At 50.8% G+C, this 20,754-nt stretch carries 15 protein-coding genes and 1 other annotated feature; of the genes, 11 read left to right on the plus strand and 4 right to left on the minus strand.

Annotated features, from left to right (window positions below):
- Positions 1-44: 44 nt before the first annotated feature.
- A complete protein-coding gene (locus tag DWZ56_RS03925; protein WP_118555081.1) occupies positions 45-4,286 on the minus strand; it encodes a 2-hydroxyacyl-CoA dehydratase in 4,242 nt (1,413 codons plus the stop codon).
- Between the two features lie 274 nt (positions 4,287-4,560).
- Positions 4,561-4,819, plus strand: a binding site (T-box leader).
- 47 nt (positions 4,820-4,866) lie between these two features.
- On the opposite strand from DWZ56_RS03925, the gene leuS reads away from it, so the two are divergent.
- Entirely contained in the window at positions 4,867-7,281 is a 2,415-nt protein-coding gene (leuS, locus tag DWZ56_RS03930) for a leucine--tRNA ligase (protein WP_118555082.1), read from the plus strand.
- A gap of 231 nt (positions 7,282-7,512) precedes the next feature.
- Positions 7,513-8,088, plus strand: coding sequence for a xanthine phosphoribosyltransferase (locus DWZ56_RS03935; RefSeq protein ID WP_118555083.1), 576 nt, complete (start codon positions 7,513-7,515; stop codon positions 8,086-8,088).
- Positions 8,089-8,164: 76 nt separating this feature from the next.
- Here DWZ56_RS03935 and DWZ56_RS03940 read toward each other — a convergent pair whose 3' ends face one another.
- Complete coding sequence (locus DWZ56_RS03940) at positions 8,165-8,488, minus strand: DUF1622 domain-containing protein (RefSeq protein WP_118555084.1); 324 nt, start codon at positions 8,486-8,488, stop codon at positions 8,165-8,167.
- Between the two features lie 433 nt (positions 8,489-8,921).
- Here DWZ56_RS03940 and glgX point away from each other — a divergent pair, with 433 nt between their 5' ends.
- Both glgX and DWZ56_RS03950 read left to right on the plus strand, forming a co-directional pair.
- On the plus strand, positions 8,922-11,036 hold the full coding sequence (gene glgX, locus DWZ56_RS03945; protein WP_118555224.1) for a glycogen debranching protein GlgX: 2,115 nt from the start codon (positions 8,922-8,924) through the stop codon (positions 11,034-11,036).
- 92 nt (positions 11,037-11,128) lie between these two features.
- On the plus strand, positions 11,129-12,604 hold the full coding sequence (locus tag DWZ56_RS03950) for an alpha-N-arabinofuranosidase (protein ID WP_118555085.1): 1,476 nt from the start codon (positions 11,129-11,131) through the stop codon (positions 12,602-12,604).
- Between the two features lie 85 nt (positions 12,605-12,689).
- Here the strand turns inward: DWZ56_RS03950 and DWZ56_RS03955 are convergent, their stop codons facing one another.
- Together DWZ56_RS03955 and DWZ56_RS03960 are read right to left on the minus strand one after the other, a co-directional pair.
- Entirely contained in the window at positions 12,690-13,745 is a 1,056-nt protein-coding gene (locus tag DWZ56_RS03955; protein ID WP_118555086.1) for an SIS domain-containing protein, read from the minus strand.
- A gap of 10 nt (positions 13,746-13,755) precedes the next feature.
- Positions 13,756-14,862: an SIS domain-containing protein gene (locus DWZ56_RS03960; protein WP_118555087.1), complete on the minus strand. Its 1,107-nt coding sequence runs from the start codon at positions 14,860-14,862 to the stop codon at positions 13,756-13,758.
- A gap of 223 nt (positions 14,863-15,085) precedes the next feature.
- Here DWZ56_RS03960 and agaB point away from each other — a divergent pair, with 223 nt between their 5' ends.
- The 7 genes from agaB (at position 15,086) to DWZ56_RS03995 (ending at position 20,549) form a co-directional block, all read left to right on the plus strand.
- Complete coding sequence (gene agaB, locus DWZ56_RS03965) at positions 15,086-15,562, plus strand: PTS galactosamine transporter subunit IIB (protein ID WP_118555088.1); 477 nt, start codon at positions 15,086-15,088, stop codon at positions 15,560-15,562.
- Positions 15,563-15,654: 92 nt separating this feature from the next.
- A complete protein-coding gene (locus tag DWZ56_RS03970; protein WP_118555089.1) occupies positions 15,655-16,443 on the plus strand; it encodes a PTS mannose/fructose/sorbose/N-acetylgalactosamine transporter subunit IIC in 789 nt (262 codons plus the stop codon).
- Complete coding sequence (locus DWZ56_RS03975) at positions 16,430-17,221, plus strand: PTS system mannose/fructose/sorbose family transporter subunit IID (protein ID WP_118555090.1); 792 nt, start codon at positions 16,430-16,432, stop codon at positions 17,219-17,221. Before DWZ56_RS03970 ends, DWZ56_RS03975 begins: the two co-directional genes overlap by 14 nt.
- 241 nt (positions 17,222-17,462) lie before the next feature.
- Positions 17,463-18,461, plus strand: coding sequence for an SIS domain-containing protein (locus DWZ56_RS03980; protein ID WP_118555091.1), 999 nt, complete (start codon positions 17,463-17,465; stop codon positions 18,459-18,461).
- Positions 18,461-19,312, plus strand: coding sequence for a PfkB family carbohydrate kinase (locus DWZ56_RS03985; protein WP_118555092.1), 852 nt, complete (start codon positions 18,461-18,463; stop codon positions 19,310-19,312). Before DWZ56_RS03980 ends, DWZ56_RS03985 begins: the two co-directional genes overlap by 1 nt.
- 26 nt (positions 19,313-19,338) lie before the next feature.
- Entirely contained in the window at positions 19,339-20,088 is a 750-nt protein-coding gene (locus DWZ56_RS03990; protein ID WP_147369380.1) for a GntR family transcriptional regulator, read from the plus strand.
- 20 nt (positions 20,089-20,108) lie between these two features.
- A complete protein-coding gene (locus DWZ56_RS03995) occupies positions 20,109-20,549 on the plus strand; it encodes a PTS system fructose subfamily transporter subunit IIA (RefSeq protein ID WP_118555094.1) in 441 nt (146 codons plus the stop codon).
- The last annotated feature ends 205 nt before the right edge of the window (positions 20,550-20,754 follow it).

Consider the following 20,754-nt stretch of genomic DNA (forward strand, 5'->3'; position numbering starts at 1 on the left):
AAGATCAGCCGGCCCCATTTCTGACTGTTATGAATAATCTCTGGCTATTGAGCTTTATTCAGATTTTTCTGCGCGGTAGCTAACATCAGCTTGATGCGGTTGAGCTGGTTTACCTCGCTGGCGCCCGGATCATAATCTACAGCGATGATATTGGCTCCGGGATACTGTCTGCGCAGTTCCTTGATCACGCCTTTGCCCACCACATGGTTCGGCAGACAGCCGAAGGGCTGGGTGCATACGATATTGGTGGCCCCGCTGTGTATCAGCTCCAGCATTTCACCCGTAAGGAACCAGCCTTCGCCGGTCTGATTGCCCAGGGAAACGAAGTCCTTGGCGTAATCCGCCAGCTTTTCGATGCGGGCGGGCGGAGCGAAGTGTCTGCTCTTTTCCAGCTCCTTTCTGGCTGTCTTTCGGAGGAATTCCAACACCTGTATGCCGATATTACAGAAGCGGGCGGTGGAGGATTTGGCTCCCAGGTTTTCTGCCTTGAAATTGCTGTTATAGAAGCAGTAGAGCAGGAAATCCAGCAGATCCGGCATTACGGCCTCCGCACCTTCCGCTTCCAGCAGCTCCACGAGATTATTATTGGCAAGAGGGGAGAACTTCACAAGGATTTCTCCTACAATTCCCACTCTGGGTTTCTTCAGGTCCTCGTTGAGAGGAAGGTTGTCAAAATCGCGGATGATTCCCCGCACATTTTTCTTAAAGGCAGTCCAGGACGCATTTTTGCCGGAAACCGCGTCAATGCATCTGGCTTCCCATTTTCGGTGAAGCTCATTGGCAGATCCGGGAGTGATTTCATAGGGTCTGGTCCGGTAGAGCACGCGCATAAAGATATCCCCGTATACCACGGCCTGCATGGCTTTCATCAGCATGGGCAGGTTATAGGTAAATCCCTCGTTGCGCTCTAAGCCCTGCACACTTAAGGAGATGACCGGTATCTGGGGCATATTGGCCTTTTCAAGCGCGCGCCGTATAAAGCCGACATAGTTGGAAGCGCGGCATCCTCCGCCGGTCTGCGTCATGATCACGGCTGTTTTGTTCAGATCGTATCTGCCGGACAGCAGCGCTTCCATCAGCTGGCCCACAACGATCAGGGAAGGATAGCAGGCGTCGTTGTTCACATACTTTAGCCCCACGTCAACGGCGCTCTTGCTGTCACCGGGAACAATCTCAATATTATAGCCGGAAGAGCGCAGCGCGGCCTCCAGGATATTGAAATGAATCGGCGACATCTGGGGGCACAGGATCGTATAGTCCTTACGCATCTGTTTGGTGAATTCTACACGGTTATAGGCGGCGGAAATCACCTTGCGCTCAATGTGTTTGCCCTCCCTGACGCGCAGGGCGGAGAGGAGGGAGCGGATACGGATTCTGGCCGCGCCGAGATTGTTCACCTCGTCTATTTTCAAAACGGTATAGATTTTGCCCGATTTTGTCAGTATATCGTTTACCTGGTCGGTCGTGACCGCATCCAGGCCGCATCCGAAGGAATTGAGCTGAATCAGGTCCAGATTGTCCTGGGTTTTTACATAATTAGCCGCCGCATAGAGCCTGGAATGGTACATCCACTGGTCCATCACCATTAACGGCCGCTCCGGTCTGCTAAGATGGGAGACGGAGTCTTCTGTCAGCACAGCGATGCCATAAGAGGTGATCAGCTCCGGAATGCCGTGGTTGATCTCGGGGTCCACATGATACGGACGGCCCGCCAGCACGATGCCCCGGCGGTTATGCTCCTTCATCCACTGCAGGGTTTCCTCCCCTTTTTTCTGCATATCCTCCCTGGATGCGATGAGCTCGGCCCACGCGTCATGGGCGGCTTTGCGCACCTCCTCGGCGGGGATGCCGCATTCCGCAACAAAAACATCCGTGAGACGCTGTGTCAGGACCTCCTCATCGGTAAATGCCATGAACGGATTCAGAAAACGGATTTTTTTGTCATGCAGCTCTTCCACGTTATTTTTGATGTTTTCTGAATAGGATGTGACGATGGGGCAGTTGTAGTGGTTCTGTGCGTCCGGCGTTTCATTCCGCTCATAAGGTATGGCAGGATAAAAGATAAAATCTATCCCCTGTTTAATCAGCCAGGAAATATGTCCGTGAGCCAGTTTGGCCGGATAACATTCCGATTCGCTGGGAATGGATTCGATGCCCAGCTCATAGATCTTTCTGGTGGACTGGGGGGAGAGAACCACTCGATAGCCCAGCTCACGGAAGAAAACCGCCCAGAACGGGAAGTTCTCATACATGTTCAGGACTCTGGGAATGCCCACATCTCCTCTGGATGCCACATCGGGAGTCAGAGACTCATAGTGGAACATCCTCTTGTTTTTATATTCAAACAGATTCGGAATATTGTCTTTGTTCTTTTCCTTGCCCAGGCCTCTTTCGCAGCGGTTGCCGGAAATGAACTGTCGTCCGCCCGAAAAACGGTTGATGGTCAGCAGGCAGTTATTGGTACAGCCTTTGCATCTCGCCATCGAAGTGTCATAGGAGAGATTCAGGATTTTCTCAATGGGCAGCATGGAGGTTTCGGATGTTCCGTCCCAGCGCTCTCTGGCGACTAAAGCGGCTCCGAACGCGCCCATAATTCCCGCGATATCCGGACGCACGGCTTCACAGCCCGCGATGCGTTCAAAACTCCTTAACACCGCATCGTTGTAAAAGGTCCCGCCCTGTACGACCACGCGGCGGCCCAGATCCTCGGCGCTGGTGATCTTGATGACCTTAAACAGGGCGTTTTTTATAACGGAGTAGGCTAGCCCTGCGGAGATATCTGCCACGGTTGCCCCTTCCTTTTGGGCCTGCTTCACATTGGAGTTCATGAAAACCGTACAACGCGTGCCCAGATCGATGGGATTGGGGGCGAACAGCGCTTCTTTTGCAAAATCCATGACGCTGTAGTTGAGGGATTTTGCAAAGGTTTCAATGAAGGAACCGCATCCGGAAGAGCAGGCTTCATTGAGCTGCACGCTGTCCACTGTGTTGTTTTTTATTTTAATGCATTTCATATCCTGGCCGCCGATATCCAGGATGCAGTCCACATCCGGCTCAAAGAAAGAGGCGGCATAGTAGTGGGAAACGGTTTCCACCTCGCCCTCATCCAGAAGGAGCGCGGCTTTAATCAGCGCCTCGCCATAGCCTGTGGAACAGGAATAAGCGATGCGCGCGGTGTCGGGAAGCAGCTCGCTCACCTCGCGCATGGCGCGGATCGTGGTAGCCAGAGGGCTCCCGTCATTGCTGGAGTAAAAGGAATAGAGCAGGGTTCCGTCTTCCCCCACCAAAGCGACTTTGGTGGTAGTGGAGCCTGCGTCAATGCCCAGGAAGCAGTCACCCTCATAGGTGTCAAGATCCGCGGTGGCCACGCAGTGCTGGTTGTGGCGCGCCGTGAACTCGTCGTATTCCGCCTGATTGCGAAACAGTGGGTCAAGGCGTTTCACTTCAAATTCCATCTTGATATGGGAAGTCAGTTTTTTATGTAAATCCCGGATTCCGATTTTGGTATCCTGCTTGTAGTTCATAGCGGCGCCCATGGCGGCGAAAAGGTGGGAAAACTCCGGCGCGATTACCGCGTCATCCGTCAGTTTCAGCGTGCGGATGAACGCTTCCTTCAGCTCAGACAGGAAATGAAGAGGGCCGCCTAAAAAGGCCACGTTTCCGCGGATCGGCTTGCCGCAGGCCAGGCCGCTGATGGTTTGGTTCACAACCGCCTGGAAAATGGACGCGGACAAATCTTCCTTGGTAGCGCCTTCGTTGATGAGCGGCTGGATATCGGATTTGGCAAACACGCCGCATCTGGCTGCAATGGGATAAATCGCCTTATAGTTCTTTGCATATTCATTCAGTCCGGCTGCGTCTGTCTGCAGCAGCGTGGCCATCTGGTCGATGAAGGAACCGGTACCGCCGGCACAGATGCCGTTCATTCGCTGGTCGATGCCGCCGGTGAAGTAGATAATCTTGGCATCCTCGCCGCCCAGCTCTATGGCTACATCGGTCTTGGGAGCGTAATCCTGCAGCGCGGTGGAAACCGCTACCACTTCCTGAACGAACGGTATTTCCAGATGTTTGGATATGGTGAGACCGCCGGATCCGGTGATCATCGGGGATAAAGTGACATCGCCCAGATGATCGGCCGCTTTTTCCACCAGAGCGGCCAGCGTTTCCTGAATATTGGCGTAGTGGCGCTCATAATCGGAAAACAGGATCCGGTGCTGATCATCTAAGATGGCAATCTTAACGGTTGTGGAACCGATATCAATACCTAATGTGTAAAAATTATTCATATAATTGCGGCAGAACTGCCTACCTCCTATCTTAACGGTACACTCTGACAGCGGCATACCGGTCCGCAGGGGCTGCCTGCTCCGGTTTCTGGCGCTGCCCTATCATTTTATGTAATACGTTTCACCGTCATTCCGGGCGGAAACGTTCTTTATGAAAGAATGCAGTCAACAAAACACTAACACATTATAATATGGTAGAAACAAAATTTCAAGTAAAACGTCGACAGTCTTGACAAATGTATCGTTTATGGTATAATGTCGTCAAATTGAATTGAAAAAGACGTTGAAGAGGAGTATTAAGCCGCAAGAGGTTTCAGAGAGCTGCCGGAGGGTGAAAGGCAGTGCCGAAAACGGCCCAACTCGCCTCGGAGTTCCATGGCAGAACCATTATAAGAACCGCCGGTTATGAGGCGGCCGGCAGATGCAAGTAAGCCATGGCGGGGGATCCCGTTACAGATTTTTAAAGTGCATATCCGCTTTGCGGCGGATATGAAATAGAGTGGTACCGCGGATTTCAGCCCTTCGTCTCTATAGCAGCAGAGAGAGGGGCTGTTTTTATTACAAAACAGGAGGAAAAAAAATGACACCTTATAATCATAAGGAGATTGAGAAAAAATGGCGCAGAGAATGGCAGGAGCATCCAATCAACGTGGATGACGGGACAAAGCCGAAGTATTACTGTCTGGATATGTTCCCTTATCCATCCGGCAGCGGCCTGCACGTTGGCCACTGGAGAGGCTATGTAATCAGCGATGTATGGAGCCGTTACAAGATGCTTCAGGGGTACTACCTGATTCATCCCATGGGCTGGGATGCGTTCGGCCTGCCCGCCGAGAATTATGCGATTAAGATGGGCGTGCACCCGGCCAAATCGACCGCAGAGAACATCGCCAATATCAAGCGCCAGATGAACGAAATTTCAGCGATCTATGACTGGGATATGGAAGTAAATACCACGGACCCGGATTTCTACAAATGGACTCAGTGGATTTTTGTGAAAATGTTTAAAGCGGGGCTGGCTTATGAGAAAGAGATGCCCATTAACTGGTGTCCGTCCTGTAAGACCGGACTGGCCAATGAAGAGGTGGTAAACGGCTGCTGCGAGCGCTGCGGAGCTCCCGTCACGAAGAAAAACCTGAAACAGTGGATGTTAAGAATCACCAGTTATGCTGAGCGCCTGTTAAACGATCTGGATCAGCTGGACTGGCCGGAAAAGGTTAAGAAAATGCAGTCCGACTGGATCGGCAAGAGCTATGGGGCGGAAATTGATTTCGAAGTAAAGGGCATGGAAGATAAGATCAAGGTATATACCACGAGGCCCGATACGCTTTACGGCGCTACCTTCATGGTGCTGGCACCGGAACATGCTCTGGCGAAGAAACTGGCCACAGCGGACAATGAAAAGGCGGTGGATGACTATATTTTCCGTTCTTCCATGAGATCCTCCGTGGACAGACTCCAGGATAAAGAGAAGACCGGCGTATTCACCGGAAGCTATGCCATAAATCCGATGAATCAGGCGCTGATTCCGATCTGGATCTCGGATTATGTGCTGGCGGATTACGGCACCGGGGCGATCATGTGCGTGCCCGCCCATGATGACAGAGACTTTGAATTCGCAAAGAAATTCAATATACCGATCATACAGGTCATCGCCAAAGACGGAGCGGAAGCAGAGAATCTGCAGGAAGCTTATACGGATCCCGGCATCATGATCAATTCCGGCGTATGGACCGGGATGGACTCCGAGGATATCAAGCAGAAGGCCCCCTATATCATGGAGGAAAGAGGCATCGGCAAAAAGACCGTCAATTATAAGCTGCGCGACTGGGTATTCAGCAGACAGCGCTACTGGGGTGAACCGATCCCGATCATACACTGCCCTCACTGCGGCGCGGTTCCGGTGCCGGAGGACCAGCTGCCGTTATTGCTGCCTGAAGTGGAATCCTATCAGCCTACCGGTACCGGCGAATCACCGTTAGCGGATATCGAGGACTGGGTGAATACAACCTGCCCTGTCTGCGGCGCGCCTGCCAAGAGAGAAACCAATACGATGCCCCAGTGGGCGGGTTCTTCATGGTATTTCCTGCGCTATGTGGATAATAAGAATAAAGAAGCGCTGGTGGATAAGGAAAAGGCGGATAAATACCTGCCTGTGGATATGTACATCGGCGGTGTGGAGCACGCGGTGCTGCATCTTCTGTATTCCAGATTTTATACGAAATTCCTGTATGATATCGGTGCCGTGGATTTCCAGGAGCCATTTAAGAAGCTGTTTAATCAGGGCATGATCACCGGCAAAAACGGCATTAAGATGAGCAAATCCAAGGGAAATGTCGTATCCCCCGACGATCTGGTGAAAGATTACGGCTGTGATTCCCTAAGGCTGTATGAGCTGTTTGTGGGGCCGCCGGAACTGGATTCTGAATGGGATGACAGAGGAATCGAAGGCGTTTACCGCTTTATCACCCGGTTCTGGAATCTGGTGATGGACAACAGGGAGAAAAACGTTAAGGCAACCAAGGAAATGATCAAAATCCGCCACAAGATGGTATACGACATCACAACCCGGCTGGAGGCATTCAGCCTCAACACCGTTGTCAGCGGATTTATGGAATACAACAATAAAATGATCGACCTGGCTAAGAGAGAGGGCGGAATCGATAAGGAGACGCTGGAAACAGCGGTGACCATGCTGGCTCCGTTCGCACCGCATATCGGGGAAGAGCTGTGGAGACAGCTGGGACATGAGACCAGCGTATTTGACAAAACCAACAGCTGGCCGAGCTACGACGAGGAATCCATGAAGGATGATGAGATCGAGGTCGCAGTTCAGATCAACGGTAAGACCAAATGTGTGGTGACCGTGCCTGCAGACATCTCCAAAGAGGATGCCATTGCCGCTGGAAAAGAGGCGCTGGGCGACAGGCTGACCGGCAGCGTGGTCAAAGAGATTTATGTGCCGGGCAGGATTATCAATATTGTAGCTAAATAGTGTGAAAGAAGAGTGCGGTAAGCAGCGCGGACGGTAGTCTGCGCTGCTTATTTGCGCGTCAGGCTGGCGCACGGTTACTGCTTAGAGCGCCGATAAAGCAGCGCCTGACAGGCCGGATAAATCCGAAAGTCAAGGCTGGACTTATGCATTCCCAGATGTTATGATGAAAGAAAACAGGCAGTGCAGGTATCATAAGCTTCGCCGAACACAGATCGGAAAGGACAAAAGAAGATGGAATTATTAAAGGAACGGATACGAAAGGACGGCAGGGTCAAAGAGGGAAATATCATCAAAGTGGATAATTTTCTCAATCACCAGATGGATATCGGGCTCCTTCAGGAAATCGGCAGGGAGTTTCGAAGGCTTTTCCCGGACCCGGATATTAACAAGATTCTGACGATTGAGGCATCGGGGATCGGCATCGCAGCAATCGCAGCACAGTATTTTGGCAATGTGCCCGTTGTATTCGCCAAAAAGGCGAAGTCCAAAAATCTGGACGGGGAACTTTATATGACTCAGGTGAGATCCTTTACGAAAGGCACGGTATTCGATGTCCAGATTGAAGCCCGATTTTTAACAGGCGCGGATAAAGTGCTGATTATCGATGATTTCCTGGCCAGGGGAGAGGCACTGAAAGGCCTGATCGACATCGTGGACCAATCCGGCGCAGCGCTTGCCGGCTGCGGCATCGTGATCGAAAAGGGATTTCAGGACGGCGGGGAGATCATACGCGGCCGCGGTGTGAATCTGAAATCTCTTGCGATTATCGACAGCATTGACGAAGGCCTGATACAGTTCAGAGATTAGAAGGGGCTGCGGCCAGGCAAAACAAATTTGCCTGGCCGCAGCCCCTCCGGTTTGGACAGTGCCGGTTAAATTCCGTTTAATTCTGTGAATCAAATTTAATTTCATAATGTATCACAAAGGTGAGAATCGCCCTCAGCACGATGATCGCAGCCAGCACATACATCTCATTGAATGTTTTTGTGATAACCGTTCTTAAAATTTCGCCTCCCAGTTTAAATTCCAGGGCAAATGCCAGCGTTCTGGCGAAGTCCAGTTTGATGTCATGGTGATCCGAGTGGAAGCCTGATTTGAGATAGAGCGCAAATGCTTTCACCGCGCCGATGGTAATAACCAGTATCCCCATGCATTCCAGGATATGAATCAGATAAGTGACAACCGTAGTCAATATTTCTTCAAACATGTTTGTCCCGCAGCTCCTTAATTTTACGCGGCCGCCTCTTTAAACTGCCGGAGGTAAGCCGCTGTCCTTTATTATAACGGAATACATCCGTTTTTTCCAGTATAAATCGCAGGAAATTCTTCCGGCGGACCTGTATACAGTTACTATTCACGGCTGCCGGTAAAGCAGCGCATGGCGGGGCAGAGTGTGGTCCTCATAGGGATCCCTTGAAGCCCGCCGGTTCTTTCGCTGCGTAGTTTGCAGCGTTAGAACCGCTGCGCGCTTCACGGAGCGAGAGCGTGTCCCAATGAGGACCACACTCTGCCCCGCCATGCGCGGGAAGTTTACGGCAGCTGTGAACCTGTATACAGCAATGCAAAGCTGTGCTATCATGAACAAAAGGCTGCATAAAATAAGAGTGCGCACCGAAGCGAGCGCGGAAATGGAGAATGGAATGGAACAAAAAAGCGGGATGCAGATGATACCCCTGGATACGATTAACGGCTTTCCGGTGCGCCCCGGTTTTTATCTGGAAAACGGAGCCATGGCACTTCCGGGAGGTGTAAATTTCACCGTTTTTTCCCATAATGCGACGGCTGTCTGGCTGCTGCTGTTTCGGCGGGCGGAGTGCGATCCCTATGCAGTGCTGCCCTTTCCGGAGTCCTACCGGATCGGAAATGTGTATTCTATGATTGTCTTCGGCCTGGATATAGCGGAGTTTGAGTATGCTTACTGTGTGGATGGCCCCTATGACCCGAAAAAAGGCCTTATTTTTGACCGGCAGAAGATTCTTTTGGATCCCTATGCCCGGGCGGTGGCCGGCCAGAGCGTTTGGGGACAGAAGGCGGCCTGTGACTGCGCTTACAGGGCCAGGGTGGTCAGCAATGATTTTGACTGGGGAAAATTCAGACAGCCGGGACTGGATATGAAGGATATGATTATCTATGAGCTTCATGTGAGAGGCTTTACCCGCCATGCCTCATCCGGAGTGAAGTACCCCGGCACCTTTGACGGTCTGAAGGAAAAGATCCCTTATCTGAAGCGGCTGGGGATCAACGCGGTGGAGCTGATGCCCATCTTTGAATTTGATGAGATGCGGGACGCCAGAGTGGTGGACGGGCGGAAACTGCTGGATTATTGGGGATATAACCCCGTCAGCTTTTTTGCGCCCAATACCAGCTATGCCTCCAGGAAGGAGGACAACAGGGAGGGGGAGGAGCTGAAGCATCTGATCAGGGCCCTGAATGAAAACGGCATAGAGGTGATTCTGGATGTGGTGTTTAACCATACGGCGGAAGGCAATGAACAGGGGCCTTTCTTTTCTTTTAAAGGCTTTGACAATAATATTTACTATATGCTGACGCCTGACGGACAGTATTACAACTTCAGCGGCTGCGGCAATACCTTAAACTGCAGCCATCCCATCGTGCAGCGCATGATCATGGATTGTCTGCGTTATTGGGTGACCGAGTACCGGGTGGACGGATTCCGATTCGATCTGGCCACGATACTGGGGCGCAATGAAGACGGTTCGCCTATGAGCAAACCTCCTCTGCTGCAGGCCCTTGCCTTTGATCCGGTTCTGGGCGCGACGAAGCTGATTGCAGAGGCCTGGGATGCAGGCGGGCTGTACCAGGTGGGCAGCTTTCCGGCCTGGAACCGATGGTCGGAGTGGAATGGGAAATACAGGGATGATTTGCGGGCCTTTTTAAAGGGCGACGCAGGAAAGGCCCAGGCGGCGCTCAACCGCATCATGGGCTCCAGAGATCTCTACGATCCGGCCTACCGGGGGGAAACGGCATCTGTCAATTTTATCACCTGTCATGACGGTTTTACGCTGAAGGATCTCTATTCTTATAATGTGAAGCATAATGAAGGCAACGGCTGGAATAACACCGACGGGGAAAACAATAACTTGAGCTGGAACTGCGGGGCGGAGGGCGAGACTTCGGACATACAGGTGCTGTCTCTGCGGGAAAAGCTGATCAGAAATGCGTTCGCCGTGCTGATGTGCAGCAGAGGCACGCCGATGTTTCTGGCCGGTGATGAGTTTGGCAATACCCAGTATGGCAACAACAATACCTACTGCCAGGACAATGAGATTTCCTGGCTGGACTGGAGCCTGCAAAAAGAGAATGCGAAGCTGTTTGACTTCTTTTGTTATATGATCCGTTTCCGTAAGGAGCATCCGGTGCTTAGAGGAAAAACCGCCCCTTCTTCCTGCGGATTTCCGGATATGAGCACCCATGGAAGGACACCGTGGAAGCATGAATTCCACTGGGATGACAGGATGATCGCGGTGCTGTTTGACGGCAAGAGAGAGGAGGGCGGAGGGGATGACATCGTCTATCTGGCTGTAAATGCCAACTGGGAAACGGAATACCCTAAGCTTCCGGAACTGCCCCGGGGATATATATGGCTTCAGGCGGTGGATACCGGAAGAGAAGGCTGTTATTATGAGGAGTACCGGGATATGCCCCGCGCGGAAGGAAACCTCACCATGCAGCCGCGCTCCGTTGCGGTCTGCATAGGCGCACGGCCGGAAGAAATGTCAAATATATCGGAGTAAATGTCATTGAAAATACCGCCTGTGATGTTATGCTACAGATAAACGGCCTGCCGCATAACGCGGGCCGGCAAACAGGTAAAGGAGAAGCGTATATGAGCAAACTGATCGTGAACACTCTGAATAAAAAGAGTAAAATCAACAAGAATATCTACGGCCATTTTTCGGAACATCTGGGCAGATGCATCTACCAGGGGATTTATGTGGGCGAAAATTCGGAAATTCCCAATACAAACGGCATGCGCAACGATGTGGTTGCGGCACTGAAGCAGATTAAGGTCCCTGTGCTGCGCTGGCCGGGCGGCTGCTTTGCGGATGAATACCATTGGAAGGACGGCATCGGGCCGAAAGAAAACCGCAAAAAAATGGTCAATACCCATTGGGGCGGGGTTGTGGAGGACAATTCCTTCGGAACACATGAGTTTTTGGAATTCTGCCGTCAGGTGGGCTGTGAACCCTATATTAACGGCAATGTGGGCAGCGGCACCGTGCAGGAAATGAGCGAATGGATGGAATATATGACCTTTGACGGCATCTCTCCCATGGCCCAGCTGCGCAGGGAAAACGGAAGAGAAGAGCCCTGGAAGATCAAATATTTCGGCGTGGGCAATGAAAACTGGGGCTGCGGCGGCTGTATGCGTCCGGAATACTACGCGGATGAGTACAGAAGGTACCAGACCTATGTCAGAAATTACGGCGACAATAAGGTGTTTAAGATTGCCTGCGGCCCCAACTCCGGGGATTACCGCTGGACAGAAAAAGTGATGGAAATCGCGGGGAAACATATGAATGCGCTGTCGCTCCATTACTACACGGTGCCGGGGGACTGGAACGGCAAAGGAAGCGCCACCGATTTCGATGAAAAGACCTATTATCTGACACTTCATAAAGCGCTTCATATGGAGGAACTGGTAAATAACCACCTGCAGATCATGAACCGTTTTGATCCAGAGCATAAAGTGGGCCTGATCGTGGATGAGTGGGGGACCTGGTATGACGTGGAGCCGGGGACCAATCCGGGATTCTTATACCAGCAGAATACCATGAGGGACGCGATTGTGGCGGCGGTAAATCTCAATATCTTTAATGAGCACAGCGACCGCATCGTCATGGCGAATATCGCTCAGATGGTAAATGTGCTTCAGGCGGTAATATTGACGGAAGGAAACCGGATGGTGCTTACCCCCACCTATCATGTGTTCGATCTGTACAAAGATCATCAGGACGCAACGCTTGTGGAGAGCTATCTGGACACCGAAAAGATCGGGGTGGCGGAGGAACATCAGGTGCCGAACTTAAGCGCATCCGTATCCGAGGATGCAAATGGCGTGCTGCATATCACCGCGGCGAACCTGTCGGCGGACAAGGCATATCCCTTGGAATGTGAGATTGTCGGCAGAGGTGCGGTATCTGCGGAAGCGCTCATACTTGCCGGCAGCATGGATACTTATAATGACTTCACGCAGGGAAACAGGGTCGGAGTAGAAGCCTTTGACGGCGTAAGCTGTATGGGCAACCGGATTTCCTTTGAGATCCCCGCCTGCAGTGTAATGAAGATCACTGTGAGATAGCAGTATACATAGTCGTATTTTCCTAATGGACAAAAAGAGCGGGAATGAATGGCTTTTCAACAAAGCATTCATTCCCGCTCTATCACTAGATCGTAACTGTGTTTTTGCTCACTCCGTCCGGATTATCCGGATTGTAGCCTCTGCTCATCGAGCACAGGCAGGCGAACATCTGCGAGAATACGGCGCAGGGAAATACAGCGGCCAGACCGTCGCAATCCCCGGAAATCAGCACAGAAGTGTCTCCCATGGCGGCAATTTCTTTGTCATTGGTTACGATGGTGGAATATATCTTCTTTTCTTCTTTCAGGCGCTGATGCAGTTCGATCACACCTTTGTTAGTCTCTTTGTCCGCTATAAAGAAGATACAGGGCACAAAACGCTGAGCCGTCGCGATGGGGCCGTGGCGGTAGTCGCTGGACGCATAGCAGCGGGCATCCAGATAGCTGGTTTCCTGAATCTTGAGCTCTGTTTCCATTCCCAAAGCGGCCAGATAGCCGCGTCCGTAGATCATCAGATGCTCCACATTGCGGTAAATCGGCAGGATACTTTCAACCTGAGACTCCAGTTCCATGGAATGGGCTACGATATCCGGAAGTCTGGTCAAGAGGTCCATCAATTCATCGTTTCCGCTGATGTAAGCTGCGATACCGATCAGCATGGCGGTTTGTGTCAGATAGGATTTGGCTGCGGTGATGCTTAATTCCGGGCCGCATTCGTTGTTCATATAGAAACTGCCGGTTTTTGTCATCAGGCTGTCCCGCACGTTGGTGATGGAAACGCAGACACCGCCTTCCTCGTGGCATTTTTTCATTACTTCATAAACATCTGCCGCCCCTCCGGACTGTGATACACCGATCAAAAGCACATTGGAATAATCCATCGTATTGCTGTACTGGGTAACGACGCTGGGACATGCGATGCTCGCTACCATGCCGCAGTAAATCTCAAATACATAGCGGGCCACGAGGCAGGCGTGATCGCTGGAACCCCGGGCGGCAAATACAACGGTTTTGATATCCCTCTGCTTTACCTGTTCGGCGATGGACTTCATGACATCTCTGTTTTTTTCAATGCAGTTTCTTACCGCTTCGGGCTGTTCGTGGATCTCCCTCCACATATTGGATGTTTCCTTTGTTGCCATATAAATCCTCCTAGTGTTCGATGCCGCTCACATAGTTCTCTGTTTTGCTGGCAGCAGCCTTGTCTAAAGCCAGGTACAGGGGGTGCTTCGGCCATCTGTGCAGATCCTCCGTCACTTTATAGGCGATGATCTGGAAGAAGGGCAGGAAGCACAGAGGGGTGATGAGCTCCGGCAGGTCGAATGGAACGCAGAGCACGCCGTCGCCTTCATATGCCGGGTTGTTGGTCAGAAGAAACGCTTTGTCCGTCACCAGACGGGATGCCGCAAATATGGTATGGATCCGGTCGCTGGAATTGCCTCCGTCCACAAAAAATACTGTGTAATTCGGCGTCAGCTGCAGATCCGGACCGTGCAGGTATTCCTCTGATTCGTAGGCCACGGACGGAACCTGAACGGTCTCGCCGATCTTTAAAGCTCCTTCCAAAGCCGTGCCGTAGTTAGCGCCGCAGCTGCAGGAATACGCATTGGTCATGGAGGTCATAGCCTTGAAATGATCGTCATAGAATCTTAAAGTGGCAGCCTGTACCTGCTTATGCAGTTCGGGCACACGGCGCAGATCCGCCTTTACCTCTTCTGCCTCTTTGCCGGACAGCACGCCCTTTTTAACGCCGGCTTCCAGCGCAAACAGCATCAGAAAGAGAGCGAAGGTGGTAACACCCTTGGTCACATAGCCCACGGTCTCGATGCCCACGCCGTAGTCCACAAGCATATCCGCATAATCCTTGAAATCACTGTTAACATTGCCGGTAACGCCGATCGCGCGCCTGCCGGCAGCCTTAATCACATTCAGCGCTTCGATGGAGTTGGTGCTGTAGCCGCTCTGGGATACTACAAACACAAAATCCTGTTCCGTAAAGTCGTGTTCACTGCAGATAAAAGTAAACGGTGATATTACTTTTACCTCTGTTTTCAGATACCTGCGCACAAACGGGCGGGCGCAGTGGGAACCGTTGAAAGAAGAACCCGAGGCCACAATCCAGATATTTCTGTAATCGCCCTTCAGATATTCTTCCACCAGCGGGGCAGTCAGCGCTTCGCTGGTTTCTATATTAGCGGCTACTGCCTCCGGCGATTCCTGAACATAGGTCAGCATGGTTTCCTTAACATTTTCTGGCATAATTCACACTCTCCTTCATATGATATACAAATTGACGGGTTTGCTGCCTACAACAGCGTATTGTAATAACAAACTTTTATGCACTTATTATAACAAAGACGCAGAAATAATCAATAGGTTTCACATATTTTTTGAAAGTTTGTAATTACATATTGACAAACGCTTGTAATAATATTATTATTTGGTTATAGAAGGTGTCAAGCAGACGAAAGGAGAAGACATTATGCCGAATATTCTATTGACAAGGATTGATAACCGTCTGGTTCACGGACAAGTGGGGTGTTCATGGGTAGGCGCGATCGGATGTAATTTGATTGTTGTTGCGGATGATATCGCGGCGGCTGACCCCGTTCAGCAGTCTCTTATGAAGATGACCGCGGATTCCACCGGGGTGGGTATCCGTTTCTTCACTTTGCAGAAGACCATTGATGTTATCCATAAAGCATCCCCGTCACAGAAAATTTTTATTGTAGTAAGAACACCGCAGTCCGCCAGAACTCTGTTGGAAGGCGGAGTGCCGATTGATAAGCTCTGTATCGGCAACATGCATGTTGCGCCGGGCAAGCGCTTATCAAATGAAGCGCATGTGTATGTGGACGATCAGGATCTGGAGGATTTGAGATTTATCCGCAATAAGGGAGTGGATGTATATATACAGATTGCTCCGGGCGATAAGAAGCACGATTTTGAGGTGAAGTAACAGATATGTTCATTGGATGAAACAGATTTTTGCCGTGAGAGGAGAACGGCTTTCACGGTTAAAATAATAGAATCTACAAGGAGGATATGTGTATGGAAATCACATTGGTACAAGGGCTATTGCTTGCCCTGATCGCATTTATCTGCGGTGCTGATGCCTGCTGGGAAGCCTTTTACTGGTTCCGTCCGCTGGTTGTGGCATTCTTTGCAGGTATTGTGCTGGGAGATGTCAAACTCGGATTGGCAGCAGGCGCAGTTGCAGAGCTTTCCTATTTGGGGCTGCTGACAGTCGGAGGAACTGTTCCGCCGGATCCGTTAATGGCCGGTATGATGACTACGGTAATCGCATTTACCGCAAAACAAACCCCTGAAGCTGCATTGGGTCTGTCCCTTCCGTTCGCCCTGCTGGCTCAGTGGATTGGTATTATTTGTAACACAACGTTTGCCGGCTTTTTGGCACCGCTGGACCGTGCAGCGGCCGCTGCTGATGACAAGAAATTCATCAGGATCACTCTTACCGGAGTTGTGATTAAAGCGGGTCTTTACGCCGTGATCACCTTCCTTTCCGCATTTGCTCTGCAGAAACAGATCTCCGGTTTCGTAGAAATGTTCCCTGTATGGCTGATTCACGGATTTGAGGTTGCAGGCGGTCTGCTTCCTGCAGTTGGTCTTACCCTGCTGCTGGTTGTAATGCTGAAAAAGCAGAACATTGCGTACCTGTTTATCGGCTTTTTAATGGCTACCTTCTTAAGCCTGAACAACATCCTGCCCGTTGCCGTTGCAGGTGTTGCGGTAGCATTTATCGGTTTCTTAAAGGACAGTGAGAAGAAGAGCCCCGTTGCGGCAATTCCGGATGGAGGTGAAGACGATGGCGGTATCTAGAGAAAAATTAACAAAAAAAGATATTGATAAGATGAGTTTGCTTTCCATCTTAGAGCAGTCCTGCTTCAGCTTTGAAAGAATGCAGGCGCCGGGCTTCGTCCTCGGTATGATTCCCGGATTCAAGAAGATTTACGGCGATCAGAAAGAAGAAGTCGCTGCGGCTATGCAGAACAATATGGACTTTATCAATACCGAGCCCCATATGGCTACATTCCTGCAGGGCCTGATCCTCTCCTTAGAGGAGAACGGACAGGACCGCGCTCTGATCAAAAATATTAAGACCGGTTTGTTCGGCCCTCTGGCCGGCCTCGGCGATGCAATTTTCTGGTTCACCCTGCTTCCCATTTCAGCAGCGATCTGCTGTTCATTGGCGAGCAACGGCTCCGTTTTAGGACCGATTCTTTACATACTGATCTGGGCGGCGGCCTGCTTCTCAAGGCTCTGGTTCGGACGTATGGGTTATAACATGGGTGTTGGCGCGGTTGATATGATCAGCCAGAACGCGAACGCAATTACTAAAGCAGCAGGTATCCTCGGTATGATGGTGGTCGGCGGTCTGATTCCCAGCTATGTTTCCTTTACATTTGCGGAAACACTGGTTGCACCCGGCGGTGTTGCAATTCAGAGTATTTTCGATTCAATTATGCCCAACATTCTGCCACTGGGATTTGTTTTCTTCCTGTATTGGCTGTTTAAGAAGAAACATGTAAATACCCTGATGCTGATTGTTTTAATTATTTTACTGTCAATTGCGCTGTCATTCCTGAAGGTTATGTAATTTCAGAGACGATGTATCCGATTGAAAACAGCAGGGATAATTAAATAGTAAGTCATACCTACAAACACCCCTGCTTGCAAAAACAGGGGTGTTTGTAAAGAATCCGTTTGAAGTAAAAAGGCGGACATGGGGAGCATTTCCGTCTTTTGGGGGCGTATTAAAAGAGAATGTGGAAGGGGAATATTTTACATAAGCTTGATGCCGCGGTTCGCAGGATGCGGCATATGAATGAGGATTGGTTATGATTAATTTTGACGAAAACAAAATGTTGGAAAACGGAGCGTACATTTACAATCAAAGAGAGAAAATTGAGGGAATTGCGGATAAACTGACAGAAGAGGGATATGATCTTCTGCTTTTTACATCCTCCGGAGGTTCCATGGCGATGATGCAGCCCTTTGAGATCTGGGTGAATCAGATGTCGAAGATTCCGGTGGATGCAATGCTTTCGGCCGATCTGATGGCGATGGGGAGCAACCGCCTGACGGACCGTTCGGTAGCGTTTCTGACATCCAAGTCCGGTGACACGAAGGAGACGGTGGCCGCGGCAAAGTATCTGAAGGAGAGAGGCGTCCGTCTGGTTTCTGTAAACGGTGTGGCGGATTCGCCCCTGGAGGATCTGTCCGATTACTGTGTAGTCTATAAGGAAGGCCGCCCGCAGGAGCTGGTGTTCTATCTGCTGATCGGCAGGCTTTTATATAATCACGGTGATTTTCCGGAATATCCGGCCTTTGCAGATGATCTGAAAAACCTGGCTGCCGCTCTGGTTCAGGTCCGCAAAGAGGCGGATGATAAATGCAGGGATTATGCGCTGAAATACCATAAAGAGCCCTATAACATCTGGATCGGTTCGGGGGATCTGTGGCCTACGGCTTATTCCTATTCCATGTGTGTTTTGGAGGAATCGCAGTGGATCCGCACAAAGTCCGTGAGTTCGCCGGAATTCTTTCACGGCACCATTGAGCTTTTGGAGGACGATGTGTGCGTGACACTTCTTTTGACGGAAGGTGTTACGAGGCCGATGGACGAGAGGGTGAAGCGCTTTGCCATGCAGCATACAAAAAAGCTGACCTGTTTTGATACGAAGGATTATACGCTGCCCGGCATAAGCGATCAGTTTCGCAGGTATCTGTCGCCGGTGGTGATGGCGGCGGTGCTGCAGAGAATCAGCAAGAATATCGAAGTGATTACAGGCCATTCCCTGGATATCAGAAGATATTACAGAAAGAGTGAATATTGATGAAGTTTCTGGGCCTTGGAGACAATGTGATTGATTATTATTCCAACCTGGGAGTGATGTATCCCGGCGGCAATGCGGTCAATACGGCGGCCCATGCCGCAATACTGGGCGAAGAAGCCGCTTATCTGGGAAATCTCGGAGACGATGAGATGTCAGAGGTGATCAGGGATGCGCTGACACAATTTGGCGTGGATTTCTCACACTGCGCGGTCATTGCCGGAGGAACCACGAAATACTGCGACTATACCGTGACGGACGGAGAGCGCAGCTTTGTGAGCGTTGAGCTTGGAAACCATTGGTCCGGACCGATGGTATTAGGGGGTTGGGAGTTGGATTATATGAGGAATTTTGATGTAATCCACAGCTGCTGCAATGCCAAGATGGAAGATGAGATCAGGAAGCTTGCGGATCTGCCGGCGCTTCTGACATATGATTTTTCTGTTAAGGATAAGTACAGGACGGATGAATATCTGGACAAGGTATGTCCGTATCTGGATCTGGCGCTGTTTTCCTGCGAACCCATGGATGTAGAGGCGGCGGAGGTATTCTGCCGCAGGTTTCATGAAAAAGGGGCCGGCCATGTGGTCATCACAATGGGGGCGAAGGGACAGTATGTATCCAATGGGGATACCCTTTTGAAAGGCGAAGTGGTCTATGTGGAGCCTGTGGATACGATGGGCGCCGGAGACGCATTTATCACCGCGTTTATTTTAAGCCTCGCACACCAGGGGTGGAAAAAGGGGAAAAGAATGCATAGGGAGGCTATCGCCAAGGCGCTGGCAGACGGAGCCGCTTATTCGGCTAAAAACTGTCTGGTGGAAGGAGGCTTTGGCTATAAGGCCATTGTTTGAGCTGCAGGACGGCGGGAGGTATCCATATGGAAGCCGATTTTATCCGGATTAACAAGTACAGCTCTATACCATTATATGAGCAGCTCGAGGTGTGTCTGGTGAAAGCGATGAGGGGAGGTCTGCTTAAGCCCGGCCAGAAGCTGCCCACAGAAGATGAGATCTGCAGGCAGTTCGGCATCTCCAGGCCGGTGGTGCGTCAGGCATATAACAATCTGGTCAAGGACGGCATGCTGGAACGAAAGAGAGGCAGGGGTAGTTTTGTAAGATCCATGGAAGATCGCGGGATATTTATCATGCGCCTGATGAATTTCGGTGAGGAGATGGCGGCTGCCGGCATGAAACCGGGCACAGACTTAAAAAAGATCGAAGAGATCCCTTTTGACCTGGATATCTTTAGTAAGCTGAATCTGGAGAGAGGGCAGCGCTGCCTCCATTTGGAACGGATGCGTTATGCGGACGGACAGCCTTTCACCTATATTGAGAATTATGTTCCGATGGAACGTTTTCCCGGAATAGAGAAACATGATTACAACCATGAATCCCTCTATAAGGTGATGAAGGAAGAATATGGGATATACCCGATCCGGGCAGTCCGCTCCATGCGGGCGGAGATCATTAAGCCTTCTCTGGCGCCTCTGCTGCATGTGGAGAGAAAGGGGCCGATCCATCTGATCGAGAGCATCACTTTTGACCAGTTTGAACGACCGATGGATTACAGTCTGGAGACCTATCCGGGCAATACGCACCGGTTTGATTTTGTGGTTTATAATGATTGAAGCGGAAAGGAGTATTTAGTATGCTGGGAATGATTGTAACAGGACACGGAGAATTTGCCACCGGAATCACCAGTGCGATTGAGCTGCTGGCAGGACAGCAGGAGTTTTTGGTGGGGGTGGATTTTAAATCCGGAGACGGGGAGGAGGACCTGCAGGATCATCTGAAGGAAGCATTTGCCCGTCTTGAGAATTGCAGCGGGATCTTTATCCTCTGCGATATTTTGGGCGGATCTCCATTTAAAAATGCGGTGACCCTGACCCTGGGAAATGACAAATACCGTGTGATTTACGGTACCAATCTGGGGATGGCAGTGGAGCTGTCCATGCGCTACATGATGAGCGGGGATGACCCGGTGGATATGGATGCCCTCACACAGGAGCTGGTACAGATTGGCCAGCAGCAGGTTGGAAATTATGTATTTGAGCCTGTGGTACAGGAGGAAGAGGAAGACGGAATCTGATCCTGCAGGCTGTACCGAAACGGTATGAATAGGAAGGAAAAATCCCCTGCATATATTGAAGCATCCCGGGATGCAATATATGCAGGGGATTTTTCTGTTCAATAGGAAAACAGGGCGGTCCGTCTTAGCCGGAGAAGACCGTGAGCGGAATCCTTTTTCATCCGGTATCCGGATAAGCCCGCATAAGGCCCGCAGTTTTGCAAAT

The organism is Lachnotalea sp. AF33-28 (assembly GCF_003477885.1).
Taxonomy (GTDB): Bacteria; Bacillota; Clostridia; order Lachnospirales; family Lachnospiraceae; genus AF33-28.

What these genes read in the sequence shown, in the direction of transcription:
- DWZ56_RS03970 (WP_118555089.1), top strand. Translation starts at nt 15,655, where the DNA reads ATGGAAATCACATTGGTACAAGGGCTATTGCTTGCCCTGATCGCATTT.
- leuS (WP_118555082.1), top strand. Translation starts at nt 4,867, where the DNA reads ATGACACCTTATAATCATAAGGAGATTGAGAAAAAATGGCGCAGAGAA.
- agaB (WP_118555088.1), top strand. Translation starts at nt 15,086, where the DNA reads ATGCCGAATATTCTATTGACAAGGATTGATAACCGTCTGGTTCACGGA.
- DWZ56_RS03995 (WP_118555094.1), top strand. Translation starts at nt 20,109, where the DNA reads ATGCTGGGAATGATTGTAACAGGACACGGAGAATTTGCCACCGGAATC.
- DWZ56_RS03955 (WP_118555086.1), bottom strand. Translation starts at nt 13,745, where the DNA reads ATGGCAACAAAGGAAACATCCAATATGTGGAGGGAGATCCACGAACAG.
- DWZ56_RS03980 (WP_118555091.1), top strand. Translation starts at nt 17,463, where the DNA reads ATGATTAATTTTGACGAAAACAAAATGTTGGAAAACGGAGCGTACATT.
- DWZ56_RS03960 (WP_118555087.1), bottom strand. Translation starts at nt 14,862, where the DNA reads ATGCCAGAAAATGTTAAGGAAACCATGCTGACCTATGTTCAGGAATCG.
- DWZ56_RS03985 (WP_118555092.1), top strand. Translation starts at nt 18,461, where the DNA reads ATGAAGTTTCTGGGCCTTGGAGACAATGTGATTGATTATTATTCCAAC.
- DWZ56_RS03935 (WP_118555083.1), top strand. Translation starts at nt 7,513, where the DNA reads ATGGAATTATTAAAGGAACGGATACGAAAGGACGGCAGGGTCAAAGAG.
- DWZ56_RS03940 (WP_118555084.1), bottom strand. Translation starts at nt 8,488, where the DNA reads ATGTTTGAAGAAATATTGACTACGGTTGTCACTTATCTGATTCATATC.
- DWZ56_RS03975 (WP_118555090.1), top strand. Translation starts at nt 16,430, where the DNA reads ATGGCGGTATCTAGAGAAAAATTAACAAAAAAAGATATTGATAAGATG.
- glgX (WP_118555224.1), top strand. Translation starts at nt 8,922, where the DNA reads ATGGAACAAAAAAGCGGGATGCAGATGATACCCCTGGATACGATTAAC.
- DWZ56_RS03950 (WP_118555085.1), top strand. Translation starts at nt 11,129, where the DNA reads ATGAGCAAACTGATCGTGAACACTCTGAATAAAAAGAGTAAAATCAAC.
- DWZ56_RS03925 (WP_118555081.1), bottom strand. Translation starts at nt 4,286, where the DNA reads ATGAATAATTTTTACACATTAGGTATTGATATCGGTTCCACAACCGTT.
- DWZ56_RS03990 (WP_147369380.1), top strand. Translation starts at nt 19,339, where the DNA reads ATGGAAGCCGATTTTATCCGGATTAACAAGTACAGCTCTATACCATTA.